18 protein-coding genes are annotated in these 20764 nt (G+C 73.5%); 9 read left to right on the top strand and 9 right to left on the bottom strand.

Annotated elements, in window-relative coordinates:
- Positions 1-2: 2 nt before the first annotated feature.
- The 4 genes from EBO35_RS06180 to EBO35_RS06165 form a co-directional block, all read right to left on the bottom strand.
- Positions 3-449 (bottom strand): single-stranded DNA-binding protein, encoded by a 447-nt coding sequence (locus tag EBO35_RS06180; protein WP_122816946.1) that lies wholly within the window; start codon positions 447-449, stop codon positions 3-5.
- Between the two features lie 149 nt (positions 450-598).
- Entirely contained in the window at positions 599-2185 is a 1587-nt protein-coding gene (locus EBO35_RS06175; protein ID WP_241153889.1) for a GTPase, read from the bottom strand.
- 117 nt (positions 2186-2302) lie between these two features.
- The gene (locus EBO35_RS06170; RefSeq protein ID WP_241153888.1) at positions 2303-4051 is read right to left on the bottom strand and encodes a dynamin family protein; all 1749 of its coding nucleotides are present in this window, start codon (positions 4049-4051) and stop codon (positions 2303-2305) included.
- Entirely contained in the window at positions 4048-5127 is a 1080-nt protein-coding gene (locus EBO35_RS06165; RefSeq protein ID WP_241153887.1) for a PrsW family intramembrane metalloprotease, read from the bottom strand. Before EBO35_RS06165 ends, EBO35_RS06170 begins: the two co-directional genes overlap by 4 nt.
- A 101-nt stretch (positions 5128-5228) precedes the next feature.
- Between EBO35_RS06165 and EBO35_RS06160 the strand changes: the two genes are divergently transcribed.
- Positions 5229-6635: an aminopeptidase P family protein gene (locus EBO35_RS06160; RefSeq protein WP_241153886.1), complete on the top strand. Its 1407-nt coding sequence runs from the start codon at positions 5229-5231 to the stop codon at positions 6633-6635.
- Between the two features lie 197 nt (positions 6636-6832).
- Here EBO35_RS06160 and EBO35_RS06155 read toward each other — a convergent pair whose 3' ends face one another.
- On the bottom strand, positions 6833-8164 hold the full coding sequence (locus EBO35_RS06155; RefSeq protein ID WP_122816943.1) for a DUF222 domain-containing protein: 1332 nt from the start codon (positions 8162-8164) through the stop codon (positions 6833-6835).
- 335 nt (positions 8165-8499) lie between these two features.
- Positions 8500-9363, bottom strand: a complete 864-nt coding sequence (locus EBO35_RS06150; RefSeq protein ID WP_122816942.1) for a class I SAM-dependent methyltransferase — start codon at positions 9361-9363, stop codon at positions 8500-8502.
- 158 nt (positions 9364-9521) lie between these two features.
- Between EBO35_RS06150 and EBO35_RS06145 the strand changes: the two genes are divergently transcribed.
- The 6 genes from EBO35_RS06145 (at position 9522) to EBO35_RS06120 (ending at position 15693) form a co-directional block, all read left to right on the top strand.
- Positions 9522-10193, top strand: a complete 672-nt coding sequence (locus tag EBO35_RS06145) for a winged helix-turn-helix transcriptional regulator (RefSeq protein WP_122816941.1) — start codon at positions 9522-9524, stop codon at positions 10191-10193.
- A gap of 149 nt (positions 10194-10342) precedes the next feature.
- A complete protein-coding gene (locus EBO35_RS06140) occupies positions 10343-11890 on the top strand; it encodes an ABC transporter substrate-binding protein (RefSeq protein WP_122816940.1) in 1548 nt (515 codons plus the stop codon).
- Positions 11887-12864 carry an ABC transporter permease gene (locus EBO35_RS06135; RefSeq protein WP_122816939.1) on the top strand — a complete coding sequence of 326 codons (978 nt, stop codon included), beginning with the start codon at positions 11887-11889 and terminating at the stop codon, positions 12862-12864. The genes EBO35_RS06140 and EBO35_RS06135 overlap by 4 nt, the downstream gene beginning before the upstream one ends.
- Before the next feature lie 5 nt (positions 12865-12869).
- Positions 12870-13700, top strand: a complete 831-nt coding sequence (locus EBO35_RS06130) for an ABC transporter permease (protein WP_241153968.1) — start codon at positions 12870-12872, stop codon at positions 13698-13700.
- Positions 13697-14725: an ABC transporter ATP-binding protein gene (locus EBO35_RS06125; RefSeq protein WP_122816937.1), complete on the top strand. Its 1029-nt coding sequence runs from the start codon at positions 13697-13699 to the stop codon at positions 14723-14725. The genes EBO35_RS06130 and EBO35_RS06125 overlap by 4 nt, the downstream gene beginning before the upstream one ends.
- Entirely contained in the window at positions 14722-15693 is a 972-nt protein-coding gene (locus tag EBO35_RS06120; RefSeq protein WP_122816936.1) for an ABC transporter ATP-binding protein, read from the top strand. Before EBO35_RS06125 ends, EBO35_RS06120 begins: the two co-directional genes overlap by 4 nt.
- 88 nt (positions 15694-15781) lie before the next feature.
- On the opposite strand, the gene EBO35_RS06115 is transcribed toward EBO35_RS06120, so the two are convergent.
- Positions 15782-17626 carry a phosphoenolpyruvate carboxykinase (GTP) gene (locus tag EBO35_RS06115; protein WP_122816935.1) on the bottom strand — a complete coding sequence of 615 codons (1845 nt, stop codon included), beginning with the start codon at positions 17624-17626 and terminating at the stop codon, positions 15782-15784.
- A 172-nt stretch (positions 17627-17798) separates the two neighbouring features.
- Between EBO35_RS06115 and EBO35_RS06110 the strand changes: the two genes are divergently transcribed.
- Both EBO35_RS06110 and EBO35_RS06105 read left to right on the top strand, forming a co-directional pair.
- Positions 17799-18143 (top strand): ArsR/SmtB family transcription factor, encoded by a 345-nt coding sequence (locus EBO35_RS06110; protein WP_122816934.1) that lies wholly within the window; start codon positions 17799-17801, stop codon positions 18141-18143.
- Between the two features lie 83 nt (positions 18144-18226).
- Positions 18227-19051, top strand: coding sequence for a TylF/MycF/NovP-related O-methyltransferase (locus tag EBO35_RS06105; RefSeq protein ID WP_122816933.1), 825 nt, complete (start codon positions 18227-18229; stop codon positions 19049-19051).
- Positions 19052-19289: 238 nt separating this feature from the next.
- Here the strand turns inward: EBO35_RS06105 and EBO35_RS19910 are convergent, their stop codons facing one another.
- Together EBO35_RS19910 and EBO35_RS06095 are read right to left on the bottom strand one after the other, a co-directional pair.
- The gene (locus tag EBO35_RS19910; RefSeq protein WP_122816932.1) at positions 19290-20216 is read right to left on the bottom strand and encodes a methyl-accepting chemotaxis protein; all 927 of its coding nucleotides are present in this window, start codon (positions 20214-20216) and stop codon (positions 19290-19292) included.
- Positions 20213-20692, bottom strand: coding sequence for a PAS domain-containing protein (locus tag EBO35_RS06095; RefSeq protein ID WP_206422690.1), 480 nt, complete (start codon positions 20690-20692; stop codon positions 20213-20215). The genes EBO35_RS19910 and EBO35_RS06095 overlap by 4 nt, the downstream gene beginning before the upstream one ends.
- Positions 20693-20764: the final 72 nt, after the last annotated feature.

Genomic DNA, 20764 nt, shown 5'->3' with positions numbered 1-20764 from the left:
GGTCAGGCGGCGGCCCCGGGGGCCGCGGACGCCGACTGCCCCGACGGCCCCGCGCCGTCGGCGGCGGCGTCCGCGGCCTCCCGCGTCGGTCGGGGGGTGCGGGTGAACGCGCTGGTGCCGCGGCTCAGGTCGTGGCCCACGTGGACGGCGTCGACCTCGAACGTCGTGACCTCCTCCCCCTGGGCGTTGACCCAGACGCTGAGGTTGAGCCGGCCGTGCAGCACCACCGGGTCGCCGCGCCGCAGCGAGCGCGCGGCGTTCTCGGCCAGCCCGCGCCAGACGTTGACGGTGTACCACTGCGTCGGTCCGTCACCCCAGGTGTCGGTGCTGCGCTGGTAGCGCCGGGGCGTGCAGGCGACCCGGAAGCTGGCGACCGGCACGCCGGCCGCCTGCCTCAGGGTCACGTCGCCGCCGAGCCAGCCCTGGAGAGTGACGAGGGTGTCGGACATGGGTGCGTCTCCTGTCTCGATGCAGTGGATGCCTCGAGACTCGGCGACGTCGCCGACCGGGCGTCCGGACCCGGTGCCCGGCTGTGGACCGCCCCGGCCCGGGGCGTGCCTGTGTGCGGTGGCCGGCCCGGGCCCACCCGGGAACCGGCTCAGCGCAGCGCGGTGGCCAGGCCCCGGTGGCAGGTCTCGTAGGCGGCCAGCTCGGTGCGCACCGGCGTGACGACCAGCTCGGAGCTCACCGCCGCGATCGACTCCCGCAGGCGCACCTCGGCCCGCTCGGCCTGACGGCGCGCGGCCCCGCGCACCAGCCCGGCCGAGACCAGCCACAGCACCAGACCGAGGAGGACACCGCCGCCCAGGAGCAGCAGCGGCACGGAGATGCCCGCGACCTCCGGGGCGTCCTCGACCGTGCCGGTCGCGTCCAGCAGCGCCCACACGCCGCCGCCGACGGCGGCGAGCAGGAGCAGCCACTGCAGCACCCGCACGAGCTGCACCCAGCCGGGCAGCCGGGAGGCGCCCAGGTCGGTGGCGCGCAGCGACTCGTCGAGGCGGTCGCCGAGGGTGCCGAGCGCGGCGACCGGCTCGCGGCGCACCGCCACCGCCCAGGGCTCGGCCAGCCCGTCGGTGACGTCGTCGAGCAGCGAGCGGACCTCGCTGTCGACCCGGGACCGCTGGACGGAGGCGGCCTCCGGCCCACGGCCGGAGCGGCCGCCGAGGGTGGCGGCCTCGTCGCCGAGGTCCAGGCCCAGCTTCGCGAGGGGGTCGGGGCGCAGCGCGGAGACCCAGGCCACGGGCGGCCAGCCGGTGGCCCGGCGAGCCCTGCTGCGCGTCGAGCGCTCGACCGCCTCGGCGACGGCGGGCACGCCCGCCGCCTCCGCGAGACCGTCCTCGAGGCGCTGGACCCGCTCGTCGGAGAGGCTGCGCGGCGCGGCCGTACCGCTGACCTCCTCGACCCGCTCCGCCGCGGCGCGCACGTCGGCCTGGAGCCGGGCGCGCGACATCCGCTTCTCCTCGACCCGGCGCCGGATCAGCGCCCGCAGGTCGTCGAGGCCGATGCCCTCCCGGGCGCTGACCGCGACGACCGGCACGTCGGGGAGGCCGTCGGCCTCGAGCAGGCGGCGCACGTCGTCGACCATCGCCTGGCGGCGCTCCGGCGGCACCGTGTCGATGTGGTTGAGGACGACCACCATGACCTCGCCGTGGGTGCGCAGCGGCTCCAGGTAGCGGTGGTGGATCGCCGCGTCGGCGTACTTCTGCGGGTCCAGGACCCAGACCATCATGTCGGCCAGCGCGACGAGCCGGTCGACCTCGAGGTGGTGGGAGACCTCGGTGGAGTCGTGGTCGGGGAGGTCGAGGAGGACCACGCCATCGAGGGCGTTGTCCTCGCGGCGGGTGTCGAGCATCGAGTCGCGGGTGGTCTGGTGGCGGGCCGGGATGCCGAGCCACTCCAGGAGCTCGTGGGCCCCGTCGGAGCCCCACACGCAGGCGGTCGCCCACGACGTCGTCGGCCGACGGACGCCGACGGCGGAGAGCTCCAGGCCGGTGAGGGCGTTGAAGGTGGAGGACTTCCCCGACCCGGTCGCGCCGGCGATCGCGACGACCGTGTGGTCGGCGGAGAGCCGCAGCCGCGCCGCGGCACGGTCGGTGACCGTGCGGGCGGGCGCGAGAACCCGGTCGTCGAGGCGGCCGGTCGCGGCGCCGACAGCGGACTCCAGCGCGGCGACCCGGGCACCCACCTCGGACCCGTCACCCACCCCTGCAGACGCAGGAACGGTCGCGGCCTCGGGCCCGGCCTCAGGCGAGGATGTCATCGTCTCCCACTCAGTCCGACTACAGATCGTGCTCCGACCACCCTAGGGCGTGTGGGCATCGGGGCTGACCTCGCCCGTGCGCCGGGCCGCAGCGAAGCGGACGTCGTCGACGCGGCGGGCCGCCTGGCGCAGATCGTTGGCGGCCTCCTCCTCGATGCCGAGCCCGTCGAGGAAGGCGTCCCAGCGGCGACGCTCGCCGGCGAGCAGGTCCGCGAGCCGGAACTCCAGGGCGTCCCGGGCGCGCTGGACCAGCGCCGGCGCGGTGTCGAGGCCGAAGACGGCCTCCAGGAGCCGCCGGCCGGCCGCGGTCGCGTCGCCGTCGGCCTCGTCGAGAGCGACGACCGAGAGCGCCACCGAGAGACCGGGCACGCCGTAGACCAGGAACCGCGCGGTCGTGCGCTTGTCGGCACCGGCCAGGCGCACCAGCTCGGCGACGTCCTGCTGCCAGGCGCGGACGGCGTCCTCGGCCTGCCGGCTCAGCCCGCCGGAGACCCGGCCGAGCGGCCCGGACCCGCGCTCCTCGGCCAGGCTCAGCGCCGCGGCGCCCTCGGGACGCTCGCGCCACTGCGCGGCCGCGGCCTCCGCAGCCCGCGCGCCGTGCTCGAGGACCGCGCCCTCGAGCGCGGCCTCGACCGTGAGGGCCACCCGCTCCGCCTGCTGGGGCTTGCCCTTGACCGCGTTGACGACGCGGTCGCGCAGCCAGCCGACCTTGTCCTCCAGGCTGCGCAGCAGCTCACCGGTGCCGACGAACTCCTGCCAGCGGGTCAGCAGCTCGCCGCTGACCAGGCTGCCGTCGGTGGCCCCGGACAGCAGCGCCGCCGCGGCCTCGTCGTACGCCGTCTCGGCGGCGCCCTGCAGCCGGGTCCGGGCGGCGGCCTGCTCGGCGGCGGCGTCCGCGAGCGGGTGCACCCGGAGCGTGAGCGCCCGGACGGTGCCCTCGAGGGTCTGGCGCACGACCTCGCTGCGGGCGCCGCCGTCGTGGGCCAGCGACTCCAGCCAGAGGCGGATGTCCTCGACGTGGGCGGCCGGGAGCAGCCCCTCCGGCGTCACGGTGCCCTCGTGGACGATGAACAGCGGGGAGTCCTTCAGGCCGCGCGAGGCGAGCATCCGGGCGAGGTGGGTCGAGACCGTCTGGACGGCGTCCGGGGCGGTGCGGTCCAGCACGACCGCGACGGCTGTGGAGCGGTCGGCGGCCTCCCGCAGGTACTCCCACGGCACCTGGTCGGCGTACCGCGCGGCCGAGGTGACGAAGAGCCACAGGTCGGCGGCGGTCAGCAGCTGGGCGGCCAGCTCGCGGTTGCGCTCGTCGACCGAGTCGACGTCGGGGGCGTCGAGCAGCGCGATCCCGGCGGGAACCGTGTCGGAGGCGATCAGCTGGAGGGCGTCCTGGTCGGTGGTCTCGTGGTCGACGCGGCGCAGGTCGGGCAGCAGCCGGTCCTGGCCGAACCAGGTCCGGTCCGCGGGGTTGTGCACCAGCACCGGCGACTTCGTGGTCGGGCGCAGCACGCCCGGCTGGGTGACCCGGCGCCCGACGAGGGAGTTGACGAGCGTGGACTTGCCGGCCCCGGTCGACCCGCCGACGACGACGAGCATCGGTGCCTCGAGGGTCGTGACCCGCGGGATGATGTAGTCCTCGAGCTGGTCGACGACGTCGCGCAGCGCCGCGCGCTGCTCGTCCGCTGCCGGGGTGTCGAGGGGCAGCGTCGTCCTCTGCAGCGCGCCGTGGAGGCGGACCAGGGCGGTCAGCATCTGCGCGCCGTCGCTCGAGCTCGCGCCCAGCGTGGGTGTCATCTGGCGGGTACCACCTGTCCGGGAAAGGCGATGAACGGGCGCACGGCACCGATCCTCGCGACGTACTCCTGACCACGGGCCGCGTAGTCCGGCGGCGCGGTGCCGCGGAGGTAGCGGTGGTGCAGGAAACCAAGCTCGACCGCGGCCTGCTGATAGTCACGCATCGCCTGCTCCGCGGCGGGACCGAAGGTCGCGCGGGCGTAGGCGCGGGCCTGTCGGCGGGCGCGCAGGTCGACGACCCAGCCGATGTCGGTGGCGGGCACCAGTCCGCGACGGGCGGCGTCGCCGAGGGCGGCCGCCAGCATCCGGCGCTCGGAGTGACGGGCCCAGACCGCGAAGGCGATCAGGCCGACGAAGGCGGGGACCATCAGCACGACGTACACGACCAGGAAGCCGCCGAACCCGAAGGTCGTGGAGCCGTTCCAGAGGCCGTGGGCGATCACGGCGACGACGTACCCGGCCAGCGGCGCGACGACGCGGACCGCCCGGCTGCGCGAGCCGACGGCCACGCCGATGCCGATGCCGATGAAGGTCGTGAAGAAGGGGTGGGCGAACGGGCTGAACAGGCAGCGCACCACGAACGTGGCGGTGAGCTCTCCGGCGCCGCCCGGCACCAGCCCGTCGGTGCCGTCGTAGGCAGCGACGAGGTAGAGGATGTTCTCGGTGAAGGCGAAGCCGATGCCGACCATGCCGGCGTAGACGATGCCGTCGAGGATGCCGTCGAGCTCCGCGCGGCGCCACCACAGCAGCAGGAGCAGGAACGCGCCCTTGCAGAGCTCCTCGGTGACCGGTGCGACGACCGCCAGGTCCGCGGCCTCGCTGAAGCCGGCGACCAGGCCGCCGACACCCTGCAGCAGGATCGCCGCGGCGGTGGCGACGAAGCCGCCCCACAGCAGGCCCAGGACCAGCAGCACGCGCGGCTCGGGCTCGTAGCGGTCCAGCCAGAGGTAGCAGCCGACGAGCGGGCCGACGGGCAGCGCGGCCAGGACGGCGGCCAGCGCGAGCGAGCCCGGTCCGCCGGAGAGCGCGATGAGCAGCAGCATCACGGCGGCGCCGAGCAGCACCAGCACGGTCACGACGACCGTGAAGGCAACACTGTCTCGTCGGGCTCCGGGCACGGCCGCAGCCTATCGGCCACGGTGCCTCGCACCCCGATCCCCGACGTACAGTGAGGAGCGTGAGCGAGGAGATCAAGACCGAGTCCCACGATCCGAGCGTCCCCGAGGCGTACTCGCAGTTCATGCGGACCGGGTGGGGCGATCGCGAGCTGGACCTCCCGCCGCACCCCGTCGCGGCGTACGCCGCGGCCCGGCGCGAGCGGCTGGTCGAGTCCTTCCCGGGCGAGCGGCTGGTGCTGCCCGCAGGCGGCTACCAGGTGCGGTCCAACGACACGAACTACCGCTTCCGCCCCGACACCGCCCACACCTACTTCACCGGCAACCAGACCAGCGACGCGGTGCTGGTGGTCGAGGACGGCCGGTCGATCCTCTACGCACGGCCGCGGTCCTCGCGGGAGACCGACGAGTTCTTCCGGGACCGGGAGTACGGCGAGCTGTGGGCCGGCCGCCGCCCCTCGGCGCGCGAGCTCTCGGACTCGCTCGGCATCGAGGTGCGCCACGTCGACCAGCTCGCCCAGGACCTGACCGGCCCGGCGCCGACCAAGACCCGGGTGCACCGCGGGATCTCCGCCCACGTCGACCGGCTGGTGCCGGGCGACGCCGCGCTGGACGCCGACCTGGCCCGGGTCGTCTCGGAGATGCGGCTGGTCAAGGACGACTGGGAGGTCGCGCAGCTGCAGGAGGCGTGCGACATCACCGCGCTCGGCTTCGAGGACTCGGTGCGCGAATGGCCGCGGGTTTTGGAGTTCGGGGAGCGGTGGATCGAGGGCACCTTCTTCCGCCGGGCGCGGGCGATGGGCAACGACCTGGGCTACGACTCGATCGTCGGCGGCGGCAGCCACGCCACGACGCTGCACTGGATCGACAACACCGGGCCGATCGTCCCGGGCCAGCTGGTGCTGCTGGACATGGGTGTCGAGGGGCGCAACCTCTACACGGCCGACGTCACCCGGACCCTGCCCATCGACGGCACGTTCACGCCGCTGCAGCGCGACCTCTACGACCTGGTCCTCGCCGCCCAGGAGGCTGGCATCGCCGCCGTACGCCCGGGTGCGCCGTGGGCGGCGACCCACGACGCGGCCATGACAGTGCTCGCGCACGGGCTCGCGGACCTCGGACTGCTGCCGGTCCCGGTCGAGGAGGCCCTCTCCCCCGACAGCAAGATCTACCGGCGCTGGACCCTGCACGGCACCAGCCACATGCTCGGCATGGACGTGCACGACTGCGGCGCCGCCTCCACCGCGGCGTACACCGAGGGGACGCTGGCGCAGGGCATGGTCCTCACCGTCGAGCCCGGCCTGTACTTCCAGGAGGACGACCTCCTGGTGCCCGAGGAGCTGCGCGGCATCGGGATCCGCATCGAGGACGACATCCTCGTCACCGCCGACGGCAGCCAGAACCTCTCCAGCACCCTTCCCCGCACCTCCTCCGACGTGGAGGAGTGGATGGGCGCGCTGATCCGCTGAGCCTCACCCCGGCGGTCGACCGGGAAGTTCGGTGGTCGAGCCGTGAGCGCAGCGAGCGTGTCGAGACCATCGGCTGCGGCCGGGACGGCGGGTGCCTGCGGGGGGTCTCGACACTCTCAGGCGCCAGGGCGCCTTCGCGGCTCGACCACCGTCCGGTGGTCGAGCCGTGAGCGCAGCGAGCGTGTCGAGACCCAGGGTCAGCCGACGATGGTGGTGCCGGTGTGGTCGCGGCGCAGGTGGATGCCGTTCGGGGTGCGCCAGAGGAAGGTGGTCTCGTCGACCTTCGCGTACGACCACCGGGTGTGGGTCTTGGCCCGGTGATGGGTGCGACACAGGGGCGCGAGGTTCGGGTCGGTGGTCTCCCCGTACTCACCATCATCCGGTGGCGGGCCTTCGCGTTCGTGGCGGTGGGTGACGACGTGGTCGTTGTCGCCACGTCGGGCACTCCGGGTGCACCACGGGAAGACACAGGTCGGGTTGTTGAGCTGGACGCGCTCGGCCATCCGGTCGGGGACCTCGTAGGCGGTGGCGTGGGTGACGTCGGCGAGGTCGATGACCGGCTTGACGATGACCTGGGTGTCGGGGCTCGCGCACCAGGTCTTGACCTGGTCGGCGGAGACGAACGAGCGGCTGTTCTCGACCCGGGCCAGATGTAGCCCATCCGCGCCGGCGATGGCCGCCTCGGTGAGGTGGACGTGGACGACGACCTGGCGGGGCCGACACCGCTTGGACAGCGAGGCCACCTGGGTCGGGGTGGTGTCGAGGTCCAGGGCGAGCTGGCGGCGGGCGATCTCCCCGACCGCCAGGGAGCGGCGGACGTCCAACGACTCCGCGCAGCCCAGTTCGCCGAGGACCCGGGCGCCGCGGGCGACCGCGGAGTCCAAGTCGAGGGCGTCGGCGAGGTCGAGCTCACCGTCCACGACCACTGTCCCGCCGAACGAGACCCGTCCGGTGTCCAGGTCGAAGTGCCGCCGGTCCGCCGCGGCGCGGCACTTCTCCTCCGCTCCGGCGGGGTCGAACCGGACCTGGGCCTCCTCGATGAGCCGGTCCAGGGCGGCGTACCCGATCTTCCCCGCGACGCTGTGAACGTGCTGGTCGACGTACGCAGCGCCGTCGGCGGGCAGCGACAGGGTGTTCGCCGCGATCTTGCGGCCCCGCCACGCCGGTACCTCGCCGGCGCGGACCGCAGCCCAGGTCTTGGGGAGCCGGTGCGCGAGCTCGACCGCCTCGCCGAGCATCGCCCGGGCCGCGTCCGAGGACATCCCCAGGGCGGCGCCCAGCTCGAGCGGGGCGAACTCGGTGACCAGCGGCGCACCCGGCCCCGCGATCGCGACCTCACCCTCGGCACCCGGGAGGCAGGCCGCGTCGTCCAGGCAGTCGACCGAGTGCATCGACGCCCACGCGACCGCGGCCTCCAGCAGCTCGACCTCAGCCCGATCCGCAACAGCCCGGCGAGACCGCACGAAGGCCAGCACCGCAGCGGGGCTGTCGCACTCGCCCAGCGGGGCGGGGTTCGGGTCGATGGCCATAGCACATTCTACTCGAACAGGTGTTCGAAGAACTAGAGGTGGAGCGAGGAATGTGGAAAGAAAATTCTGCGACGGAGGGCGGGACCGTCACCTCAAGAAACGGGAGCGGGCGCGCCGCGGGACCAAGACCCTCGACCCCAGCGGCGCGGAACCGCCTTGTCCGGCGAACGGGTGGTCTCGACGCGCTCGTCGCTAGCGCTCCTCACGGCTCGACCACCGGCACGGCTCGACCACCGGAGCGAGGCGCCACCGCGTTGTCCGGTGACCGGTGGGTCTCGACGCGCTCGTCGCCAGCGCTCCTCACGGCTCGACCACCGGCCGCTCGACCAGCGGGCCTACGTCCGCCGGGCGGTGAGCAGCAGGTACTCCCAGCGCATGGTGCCGTCGGCGTCGGCGGAGCGCGCGGCGAGCGCGTCGAGGGCGTCGTCCAGCTCGGCGGCGCGCTCGGGGGTCTCGGCGAGGGAGCGGTAGATGGCGATGGTGGGGCCGTAGCGGTCCTTGAAGTACTGCCGGAACTCCGCCGGCGTCGCGAACCGGTCGATGACGACCTCACGGCGCACCGCCTCGATGTCGGCCACCCGGTCTCCCAGCAGGTCCCGGACGTGGGCCTCGTCGCCCCACAGCGGCGGCGGCTGCCCGCCGGGAGGCGGGGGCGGGGCGTAGGGCTTCATCGTCGCGAACATCTGGCCGATAAAGCCTCCGGGGGTCCAGCTGGCCAGGCCGATCGTGCCGCCCGCCCGGCAGACCCGGACCAGCTCGTCGGCGGCGGCCCGGTGCTGGGGCGCGAACATCACCCCCACGCAGGAGAGCACCGCGTCGAACGACGCATCGGGGTAGGGCAGCTGCTCCGCGTCGCCGACCTCCCAGCTCAGCGTCACGCCGTCGGACTCCGCCGCCGCGCGGCCGGCGTCGAGCAGCTCCGGGGTCAGGTCGCTGGCGACCACGTCGGCCCCCGCCAGCGCGGCAGGGACCGCTGCGTTGCCCGAGCCGGCGGCGACGTCGAGCACGCGCTGGCCCGACCGGGGCCGCACCGCGTCGACCAGGGCCTGGCCGAGCTCGGGGATCAGCTCCTCGGCCACGGCCGGATAGTCGCCCGAGGCCCACATCGCCCGGTGCCGGGCCTTCAGCGCGGTGTCCGTGGGGTTGCCCGTGGGGTTGCCCGTGGCGGGCTCACGCAGGGAGTCCTGACTGGCGCTCATGGTGGCGCTCCTCTCGGTGTACGTCGGAGCTCCACCGTCGCGCCGCCGGGCGGCCCCCGGCCAGTGCCGAGTCTGAACCGGTGCCGCTTCAGGTTCAGTACTGGCGCCCCGGTGCGCGCGGGCGTCTACTGGAGGGCGGGGATGCACTCGGAGGCACGATGTCGACGTACGGCCAGTTCTGCCCCGTGGCCAAGGCCATGGAGGTGCTCGACGAGCGCTGGACCCTGCTCGTGGTGCGCGAGCTGCTCTACGGCAGCACCCGCTTCAACGAGCTGCGCCGCGGCGTCCCGCGGATGTCCCCCGCCCTGCTCAGCAAGCGGTTGCGCAGCCTGGAGCGGGCCGGCGTGGTGGAGCGCCGCGAGGCCGGTGGGCGTACGTCGTACACGCTGACCGAGAGCGGGCGGGAGCTGTCCGGGGTCGTCGAGGCCCTCGGCAGCTGGGGGGTGCGCTGGATCGGGACCCTCGGCCGGGCCGACCTGGACCCGCACCTGCTGATGTGGGACATCCGACGCAAGATCCCGCTCGCGGCCTGGCCGCGGGGCCGGACCGTGCTCGCCTTCTGCTTCCCCGACGTCGAGCCGCGCCAGGGGCGCTGGTGGATGTGCGTGACCGGCACCGGGGTGGACGTGTGTGACGACGACCCCGGCTTCGAGGTGACGGCGACGGTCCGCGCCGACCTGCGGGTGCTGACCGAGATCTGGCGCGGCGACCTCTCCTGGGAGCGTGCGCTGGCCACCGGGCTGGTCCGGGTCGACGGTCCCACGGAAGTACGCCGCGGGCTCCCCCGCTGGCTCGGGCAGTCCGAGGCAGCCCTCGTGCCGCGGCCCTGACACGGCCCAGCGAGCACCCGCCCCACGCCGGCACGACGGCGGTGGGCCGTCTCGCCCGTCGGCGCACGGGTTCCCAATGTCACCAAAGTCATATATGACATAGCGGACACTGTTTCTCTACGTGAAACAGCCGACGAAGGGCGCCCGCCATGACCACCTTCGAGACGCTCCCGAACCTGTCCCGGCGCGGCCTGCTCGGCCTCGGCGCCGGCGCGACGGCGGTCTGGGCCCTCGCCAGCTGCGCCACGGATGACAGCAGCGGGGGAGGCGGCGGCAAGGCGCTCACCGGAGCGACCATCACGCTGGGCTCGACCGCGATCACCAGCGCCATCGACCCGCACGCGGCGACCTCGAACGTCGGCCGCACCTACGCGATCAACGTCTTCGACGCCCTGGTCGCATTCGACGGCGACGGCAAGATCGCGCCGTCCCTGGCGACCGAGTGGAACCGTGCCGACGACACCACGCTCGAGCTCACCCTCCGCGACGGCGTCACCTTCCACAGCGGCGCCGCCTTCGACGGCGCGGCGGTCCAGGCCAACGTCGAGCGGATCCTGTCCGGCGACCCGGCGTACTCGCTGCTGGTCGGGCGGCTCGGACCGATCACCGGAGTGGAGGTCGTCGAGCCGCTCAAGGTCCGGATCTCCACGTCCAGCCCGGACCCGATCCTGCTGAACCGCCTGACGATGATCGACATCGTCGACCCGGCGATGATCGGCGCCGACGTCAGCGTCGAGACGATCTCCGGCACCGGCCCGTTCCGGGTCGTGGGCTACACCCCCTCCCAGGAGGTTCGCCTGGAGCGCTTCGAGGAGGCCTGGCAGCCCTCGGAGAGCATCAAGTCCGCGACCCTGGTCGCGATCTCCGACCCCAGCGCGCTGGCCATCGCCGCGCGCGCCGGCGATGTCGACGCCGCCTTCGGCCTCCCCCCGGACCAGGCCAACCAGCTCGCCAGCAGCCACGAGGTGCAGACCCCGAGCGCCGGGTCCTGCGCGATCTGCTCGCTGATCCCGGACGTCGAGCCGAAGCTGGCCGACCCCCGCGTCCGGGAGGCCCTGAACATGGCGATCAACCACGAGGAGTTTGTCGAGGCCGGCCTCGGCGGCCACGGCACGGTGAGCACCGGCCAGCTGCTGCAGCCGGGCTACCAGGGCTACGACGAGGCGCTGGAGGGGTTCGCCTACGACCCCGACGCCGCCAAGGCCCTGCTGGAGGAGGCCGGCGCGACCGACCTCGAGCTGCCGATCGTGACCACGTCGTTCTTCAAGGCCCAGGCCGAGATCGTCGTCGGCTACCTCGCCGCGATCGGTGTCAAGAGCCGCGTCGAGCTCCAGGACATCTCGGCGTTCCTCGGCACCCTGCTCAGCAAGAGCGACTTCCCGCTGGTGTACTGGCAGACCGACTACTTCGACCTGCAGGACATCCTCAGCGTGACCCGCTTCGGGCCCCAGGCACCCGGGACCCAGCTGCACTTCGACAGCCCCGAGTACGCCGCGCTCTACGAGCAGGTGGCCGTGGAGCTCGACGAGACCAAGCGCGCCGAGCTGATCCGGCAGATGGCCGGCATCCTCCGCGAGGAGGCCGGGGTGCTCTTCCTCGGCTGGCCGAAGCTCGCCTTCGTGCACGCGAAGAACGTCGACCTCCGCCTGGGCGGCTCGTCGCTGATCAACCTGCAGCAGGTCGTCCGGACGGCATGAGCGAGGTCGTCTCGACGGCACCGGAGACCCGCGGACCGGGTGTCGGCGGGTCCCTGACGGCCACCGTCGCCCGCTGGCTGATCCGGCTGGTGGCGGTGACCCTCGGGATCCTGACCATCCTGTTCTTCCTGCTGCGGCTCTCCGGCGACCCGGCCGCGGTGGTGGCGGGCGCCGGGGCGACCGACGAGCAGGTGCAGCAGGTGCGGGTCTCGCTGGGACTGGACCAGCCGCTGCTGGAGCAGTACCTGCACTTCCTGGCCGACACCGCGCGCCTGGACTTCGGCTCCTCGCTGATGACCGGGGAGCCGGCGCTGCGGCTGGTGCTGGACCGGATGCCGGCCACCCTGCTGCTCACCGCCGTGACCGTGGTGGTCTCGGTGCTGGTCGGGGTGCCGCTGGGGGTGCTGGCCGCCGCCCGGCACCGCCGGCCGACCGGCCGGGCCGTGTCCGCGCTCGCCGGCCTGGTCCAGGCGGTCCCGAGCTTCCTGCTGGGCATCCTGCTGCTGCTCCTGCTGAGCCTGAAGCTGGGCTGGCTCCCGACGTACGGGTCCGGCACGCCGGCCCACCTGGTCCTCCCGGTGCTGACGCTGGCGGCGCTCACCGTCGCCCGGCTCGTGCGGCTGACCCGCTCGGGGATGCTCGAGGCCCTCGGGCAGGACTACACCCGCGCCGCGCTGGCCCGCGGAGCCGGCCAGGGCCGGGTGCTGTGGCAGCACGCCCTGCGCAATGCACTGGTCCCGCTCGCGGCGTTCCTCACCATCGAGATCGCACACCTGATCTCGGGTGCGGTGATCGTGGAGTCGCTCTTCGCCTACGACGGGATCGGGCGCCAGCTGGTCGACTCGATCTTCCGCCGGGACTACCCGGTGGTGCAGGCGACGGTGTTCGCGATCGCCGTGGTCGTGATCCTGATCAGCGCCGCCGGCGAGCTGCTGCTGCGTCGCCTGGACCCCCGGATCCGGAGGGCGGCGTGATCACGATGCTGCGGCGCCCCGCCGTCGCCATCGGGCTGGGCGGACTCGTCCTCCTGCTGCTCCTGGTGGCCTTCCCCGAGCTCCTCACCCGGCACGATCCGGACGCCCAGGACCTCGCCCACCGGCTCGCCCCGCCGTTCTGGCTGGACGGCGGGACGGGATCGCACCTGCTCGGCACCGACCACCTCGGTCGCGACGTCCTGGCACGCACCCTGTACGGCGGTCGAGTGTCCCTCCTGGTCGGCTTCGTCTCGGCGACGGCCGCCAGCGTCCTCGGCATCGTCCTGGGGCTGCTGGCCGGCTACCGCGGCGGGTGGTTCGACCGGCTGGTCATCGAGACCAGCAACGTCTGGCTGGCCTTCCCGTTCCTGGTCCTGGCGATCGCCACGGTCGCGGTCGTCGGCTCCGACGTCACGGTGCTGGTGGTGCTGCTCGCGATCGCCGCGTGGGTCACGCCGACCTCGATCACCCGGGCCACGACGGCGAGCCTGCGCGGCGAGGACTACGTCCAGGCCGCGATCGGGATGGGCGCCTCCGACGGCTGGATCCTGCGCAAGCACGTGCTGCGCAGCGTGCTCCCGGCCAACCTGGTCGTGTGGACCCTCACCGTCGGGACCCTGGTCGTCATCGAGGGTGCGATGAGCTTCCTCGGCCTCGGCGTGCGTCCCCCGACCGCGTCGTGGGGCAGCATGCTCAACGACGGCCGCGCCTATCTGGAGACCGCGTGGTGGCTGGTGGTCTTCCCCGGCGCTGCCCTCACCGCCACCGTCGCCCTGACCAACCTGCTCGGCGACGGCCTGCGCGACGCGCTCGACGTCCGGACGGAGACCCGATGAGCGGCACCCGACGGCCCGAGCCGCTGCTGGAGATCCGCGACCTGCGCCTGGAGACCGGGCCGGGCCCGGACCCGGTGCGCCTGGTCGACGGCGTCGACCTCACCATCGGCGCCGGCGAGGTGCTCGGGCTGGTCGGCGAGTCGGGGTCGGGCAAGAGCCTGACCATGCGCTCGGTCCTCGGCCTGCTGCCGACCGGCGTCCGGGTCGGGGGCGGCGAGGCGCTCTGGGACGGCAGCGACCTGCTGGCGTACGACGAGAAGCGGCTGCGACCGGTCCGGGGCGGCGAGGTGGGCATGGTCTTCCAGGACCCGTCCCAGGCGCTGGACCCGCTGATGCGCGTCGGCGACCACATCGTGGAGACCCTGCGGCTGCACGACCGGGGACTGTCGCGCTCCGCCGCCCGGGAACGGGCGGTGGCCGCGCTGGCCGGGGTCGGGGTGCCGGACCCGGCCCGCCGGGCCCGGCAGTACCCCCACGAGTTCTCCGGCGGCATGAAGCAGCGCGCGATGATCGCGGTGGCGCTCGCCAACCGGCCCCGCCTGCTGATCGCCGACGAGCCGACGACGGCCCTCGACGTGACGATCCAGGCCCAGATCCTCGACCTGCTGCGCACCGCCCGCGACGAGCTCGGCACGGCAGTCGTGCTGATCACCCACGACCTCGGCCTGGTCGCCGAGATCGCAGACCGGGTCGCGGTGATGTACGCCGGGCGGATCGTGGAGACCGGCCCGGTGGAGCGGATCTTCCGCGAGCCGGCACATCCCTACACCCGCGGCCTGCTCGCCAGCCGACCGCACCTGGCCGCACGCGGCACCGACCTGCCGGCGATCGGCGGCCAGCCGCCGGCCCCGGCCCAGCGGCCGTCCGGGTGCGCGTTCCATCCGCGCTGCGCCCTGACGCTCCCCGAGTGCTCCGTCCAGGTGCCGACGCTGACGATCCGCGGCGCCGGCCACCTCGCGGCCTGCCACCTCGAGGCCCCGCCCGAGACCACCGCCGACACCACCTCCGAAGGAGTGCTGCGATGAGCGCCCCCGTGCTGCGCGTCGATCGGCTCGTCCAGACCTTCCCGGTCGCGGTGGGCCGTCGGCGCGCGACGCTGCGTGCGGTCGACGAGGTCTCCTTCGAGGTGGGTGCCGGCGAGACCTACGCGCTGGTCGGCGAGTCCGGGTGCGGCAAGTCCTCGGTGGCGCGGTGCGTCACCCGGCTGCACGAGCCCACCGGGGGGCGGGTGGAGGTGCTCGGCACCGACATCACCCACCTGTCCCGGCGTGCGCTGCGGCCGCTGCGGCCCGGCTTCCAGCTGGTCTTCCAGGACCCGTACTCCTCGCTGGACCCGGCCGGAACCGTCGCGTCGCTGGTGGCCGAGCCCTTGCTGGTGCAGGGCCGCCCGGCCGACCGAGCCCGGCTGGCCGGGCTGCTCGCGGAGGTCAGCCTCGGCCCCGAGCTGATGGACCGCCGCCCGCACGAGCTCTCCGGCGGCCAGCGCCAGCGGGTCGTCATCGCGCGGGCCCTGGCCCTGGAGCCGGACCTGCTGGTGCTCGACGAGCCGGTCGCCGCCCTGGACGCCTCGGTGCAGGCGCAGGTGATCAACGTGCTGCGCGACCTGCAGCGCCGCCGGGGGCTCTCCTACCTCTTCATCGCCCACGACCTCGCTGTCGTCGCGAACGTCGCGGACCGGGTCGGGGTGATGTACCTGGGCCGGATCGTCGAGGAGGGCACCGTCGAGCAGGTGCTCGGCGACCCGCGGCACCCCTACACCCGGGCCCTGGTCTCCGCGATCCCGGCGGCCGACCCCGCCGAGCGGGGCGGCGGCACCCGGATCCGGCTCCACGGCGAGCCGCCCAGCCCCGTCGACCGGCCGCCCGGCTGTGCGTTCGCACCCCGCTGCTGGCTGGCCGAGGACCGCTGCCGCAGCGAGGTCCCGGCGCTGGTGCCCCGCGGCGAGGACGACCGGCCCGTCGCCTGCCTGCTCGCCGGTACGCCGGCGCCCTGAGCCCTGCGGCACCCGGGCCCAGGACGCACGTTCGCCCCCGAGCCAGCGGCTCGGGGGCGAACGTGTCGGTGCCGGTGGTCGGCCTCGCTCAGGCGTCCTTCTCGGACTCCAGGGCGCCGGCGACGCGGCGGTGCGCCTCCCAGATCTGCTCGGGGAGGTTCTCGAACTGCTTGAGGTGCTCCTCGCGGAAGCCCATCTCCTGACGCCAGCGGGCGTTGTCGATGGTCAGGACGGTCTCGAGGTCCTTCTCGGAGATCTCGACGCCCTCGAGGTTGAGCTCCTCCTTGGTCGGGATGATGCCGACCGGGGTCTGGCGACCCTTGACCTCGCCGTTCTTCAGCTGCAGCAGCCACAGCAGCGGGCGCAGGTTGTCGCGGTATCCGGGCCACAGGAAGTGGCCGTCCTCCGGGTCGCGCTGGAACCAGTTGACGTGGGCGAAGATCGGCAGGTCCTTCGCCGCACCCACGATGTCGAGGTAGTGCTGGGCGTAGTCACCCTCGCCGTAGGCCATGAACGGCCGGTTCGACATCGGGTCGTAGCGCAGCTGGCCGTCGACACCCTCGGCCGCGAACGTGGCCTCGGCGCCGAGCGTGAGCCCGTCGTACACGCCCTCGGCGAGGTCGGTGATCGCGCGGATCAGCGGCTCGCGGTCGCGGGTGCGGCCACCGAAGATGATCGCGTCGATCGGGACACCGGCGGGCTCGTCGTAGTCCGGAGCGATGTTCGGGACGTTGTCGAGCGTGGTGGTGAAGCGGCTGTTCGGGTGCGCCCACGGGGCGGTGTCGCCGGGCTCGCGGGCCGCGATCGGGTCACCCTTCCAGTCCAGCCAGCCGGCGAGCTCGGTGGGCGGGTTCTTGGTCTTGCCCTCCCACCACACCTCCTGGGTGATCTCGTTGTAGGCCACGTTGGTGAAGATCGCCTGGGTGCCGGCGTCGACCGAGTGCAGGGCGGTCGGGTTCGTGGTCTCGTTGGTGTCCTTGGCGACCCCGAACACGCCGTACTCGGGGTTCATGCCGTAGAGCTTGCCGGTGGCCTCGTCGACCCACAGCCAGGCGATGTCGTCGCCGTAGAACTCGACGTGGTAGCGGTCCCCGAGGGCGTCGGGAGCGAGCATCATCGCCAGGTTGGTCTTGCCCGAGGCGCTCGGGAAGCCACCGCAGATGTGGTAGGTCTTCTGGGTCTGCTTGTCCCGGATGCCGATGAGCATGTACTGCTCGGCGAGGAACTTCTTCGACGCCCAGCCGTCGTAGGCGCCCTGGCGCAGGCCGTGGGCGATCTTGCCCAGCAGCGCGTTGCCGCCGTAGGAGCTGCCGTAGTGCAGGATCGTGCGCTCGTCGGCGACCGTGACGAAGTAGCGCTGGTCGTCGGGGGTGCCCTGGCCGAGGTTCTCCAGGTCGCCGGTGACGTGCACGCCGCGCACGAAGCTGTCGGGGTCCTCGAGGTCGTTCACGAACTCCGCGCCGACCCGCGACATGCGGATCATGTGCAGCACCACGGTGCGGGTGTCGGTCAGCTCGACGCCGGCGGCCCAGGGGGCCAGCGCGTTGCCGGGAGGCGCCATCAGGTACGGGATGACGTACATGGTCTTGCCCTTCGAAGCGCCGCGCATGCGCTCCTCGAGCATCGGCTTCATCTCCGAGGCCGGCCGCCAGTTGTTGTAGACGCCCTTGTCCGCGGGGTTGTTCGTGGCCACGATCGTCCGCTCCTCGGAGCGGGCGGTGTCCTTGTGGTAGCTGCGGGAGTAGTACAGCCCCTCGCCTGCGGGCAGCAGCTCTCCCGCGTCGAGCGACTCCTGGACGAGCCGGGCGTCATCCGATGCACTGACCACCTCGACCCGGTCCGCGCCGGTCAGCGCGGCCCAGTGCTCGACGTACTCTCGTACCTTGGGGTTGGTCAGGCCTGCAGCATCGAGCGCCGACTGCACATCAGCCATGTGAACTGTCCTCTCCGGAGCGCTGGCGACCCGATCGTGATCGCCTGCCTTGCCGAGTTTGGTCGATCGCGTGGCTCGAGGCCACACTTGAACAATCATTCAAGTCAGATGATCCCATCCTTCGGCCGCACGCGGACGACTGGGTCACATCTCGACCACAGGAGGGTGCCCGGTGGCTGTACCGCTGCACCGACAGAAGGCCGACTTCTTCAAGACGTTGGGACATCCGGCCCGGATCCGGATCCTCGAGCTGCTCTCCGAGCGCGACCATGCCGTGCACGAGCTTCTCGAGCAGATCGAGATCGGCCCCAGCAACCTCTCCCAGCAGCTGGCCGTGCTGCGCCGCCACTCGCTGGTGGTCTCGCGACGGGTCGGCACCGAGGTCATCTACTCGGTCAGCGCCGCCGAGGTCCGCGACCTGCTGGAGGCCGCGCGCGGCATCCTCTCGATCCTGCCCACGAGCGACTCCGAGGGGCACACCGACGGCGAGGCCCCGGGCGGCGGCGGCCCCCGGTGAGGCAGGCGCGGCACCCCGCGTCGATGGCCTAGGGTCGGCGCAGCCGGGTCCAGACCGCCGGCGACGATCCTGGGAGGACACCCGTGGCGCAGGCAGACCGCACCCGACAGCGGGGCGCCGCGCGCCTGCTCCCCGGCGCCCGGGCCCGAGCCCGCCTGGCGCAGGTCGAGGCCGAGCTCGAGGCGACCCGCCGGGCCCTGGGCCGGGCCCGCGCCCAGATCACCGAGGCCTCCTTCGACCTGCCCGAGGACGTGGAGCGGACCATCGAGCGGGTCCGCCGGGAGAAGCTGTCGTTCCTGCGTGCCGACCAGCTGCGCAACCTCGCCACGCTGGTCCGCGACCTCGACGCGACCGGCGTACCCGGGGCGATCGTGGAGGCCGGGACCGCACGCGGCGGCTCGGGGATCGTGCTCGCGGCCGCCAAGGCCCGCGAGCGGCCGATGAAGGTCTACGACGTGTTCGGGATGATCCCGCCGCCCTCGGAGCACGACGGCACCGACGTGCACGAGCGCTACCAGGCGATCACCGCCGGCCAGGCGAAGGGCCTCGACGGCGAGGTCTACTACGGCTACCGCACCGACCTGTACGCCGAGGTCACCGAGTCGTTCCGCCGGCTGGGCTTCCCGGCCGAGAAGAACACCGTGGAGCTGGTGCAGGGGCTCTTCGAGGACACGATCCACCTCGACGAACCGGTGGCTTTCGCCCACGTGGACGGCGACTGGTACGAGTCCACGATGACCTGCCTGGAGCGGATCGCGCCGCGGCTCTCGGTGGGCGGGCGGATCGTCGTCGACGACTACTACGGCTGGTCGGGCTGCCAGCGCGCGGTCGACGAGTACTTCCGGGGCCGGCCCGGCTTCCGGCTGCTGCGCCGGCGCAAGCTGCACGTGCTCCGCGAAGCCGACTGATTCCAGCAGAGGAGGCGGCGCCGGCCGTCCGTGGATCCGGGGGGACGGTGGCCGGCGCCGAACCGTCGGACCGCGGAGGGAGCCACGCGGGACGCCTCCGGGGGGATGGGGCGTCCTGATGGCGGTCTGACGGGGTGCTGCCCCTCCCCGATCGGCGGCCGGCACCGAGGGCTGAGCGAATCCCCACGGACCGGTCGCAGCGGTCTGGACCAGCCGTGACCGCCCGGGCCGCGCCCGCTCAGACCCGGGCGCCGCCGGTGAACCGGGCGATCTCGTCGCGCAGGGTGACCGCCAGCCGGCTCAGGCCCGGCTCGCCGCCGGAGCCGGTCGCGGCGGTCTCCACCGCCTGGGCCCGCTCCCCCATCTCCGCCACCGCACCGGTGACCTGGCCGATCGAGGCGACCGCGGCGGCCACCCCGGCGCGCACCTCGTCGACCCGTGCGGTGATGTCGTCGGAGGACCGGGCCGAGGTCGCCGCGAGGTTCTTGACCTCGTCGGCCACGACCGCGAACCCGCGGCCGGCCGCCCCGGCCCGGGCCGCCTCGATCGAGGCGTTGAGCGCCAGGAGGTTGGTCTGCTCCGCGACCTTCTTGATCAGCGCCACGGAGGTCTGGATCTGCTGGGACGACTGCTCGAGGGTGTGGATGACGTCGCGGGCGGACACGGCTCCGGCGCCGGCCTCCGACACCGCCCGGGTGAGCTCCTCGGCGGAGGCGGCCAGGTCGGCGGAGGTGTCGGCGACCCGGTCGGAGATGGCGGAGACCGCAGCCTCGAGCTCGGCCCGGGTCCGCGCCTCCCGGCGCGCACTGCTCGCCTCGTTCTCCTGCATCGCGGTGCGGGCCGTGTTGATGGTCTCGGCCGCCGCCCGGAACGCACCCGGGAGGCCGCGGACCAGCAGCCGGCGGTGGTAGCGGCCCTCGCAGGCGGCCGCGAGCGCCGCGGCGGCCTCGCGCACGAAGGCGTCGTTGCGGTCGGCGAGCAGGTTCGCGGCCCGCCGCAGCCCGGCGAGCTCCTCGGCGTCACCGAGGCGGGGCACCCGGGCCTCGAGGTCGCCGTCGGCGAGCGCACCCAGCGCACCGGTGGCCAGGCGGACGGCGTCACGGTGCGCAGCCAGCTCGGCCTCCAGCTCGGCGATCCGGGCGGCCGCGCGGCGGGCGCGCCTCACGCCGTCGCCTCGTTGGTGATGGCCCACACGAGCTCGTCGTAGGTCTGGCCGCTCGCGGCGAGCGCGTCGTCCAGGGCCCGCACCGAGGCGTCCACCGCCGCGCGGCCGTGTGCCTGGCCGGCCTCGGCGGCGCGCATCCGGCCGTAGAGCTCCTCGGCTCGCGCCACGGCGTCGCGGCGCGGGGCGCGGCGGTTGGAGTGGTAGCCCACCAGCCGGCCCGCGGCGTCGTAGGACGGGGTGACGTGCGCGAGCACCCAGTAGTGGGCGCCGTCGGCGGCCAGGTTCACGACGTACGCGAACAGCTCCTGGCCCGAGCGGATCGTCTCCCACATCAGCCGGTAGACCCCGCGCGGCATGTCCGGGTGCCGGATCAGGTTGTGCGGCGCGCCGACCGCCTCGTCCTCGGCGAGCGCGGACATCCGCAGGAATGTCTCGTTCGCGTAGGTGATGATCCCGGCCGGATCGGTCTTGGTCACGATGATCTCGTCGACCCCCAGGACCCGTTCCACTCCCGTCGGTCGAACGTCGCGCTCGCGCACCCGTGTCCT

The sequence above is a fragment of the Nocardioides pantholopis genome (assembly GCF_003710085.1).
GTDB lineage: Bacteria > Actinomycetota > Actinomycetes > Propionibacteriales > Nocardioidaceae > Nocardioides > Nocardioides pantholopis.
This window is presented reverse-complemented; position numbering and strand designations above follow the sequence as displayed.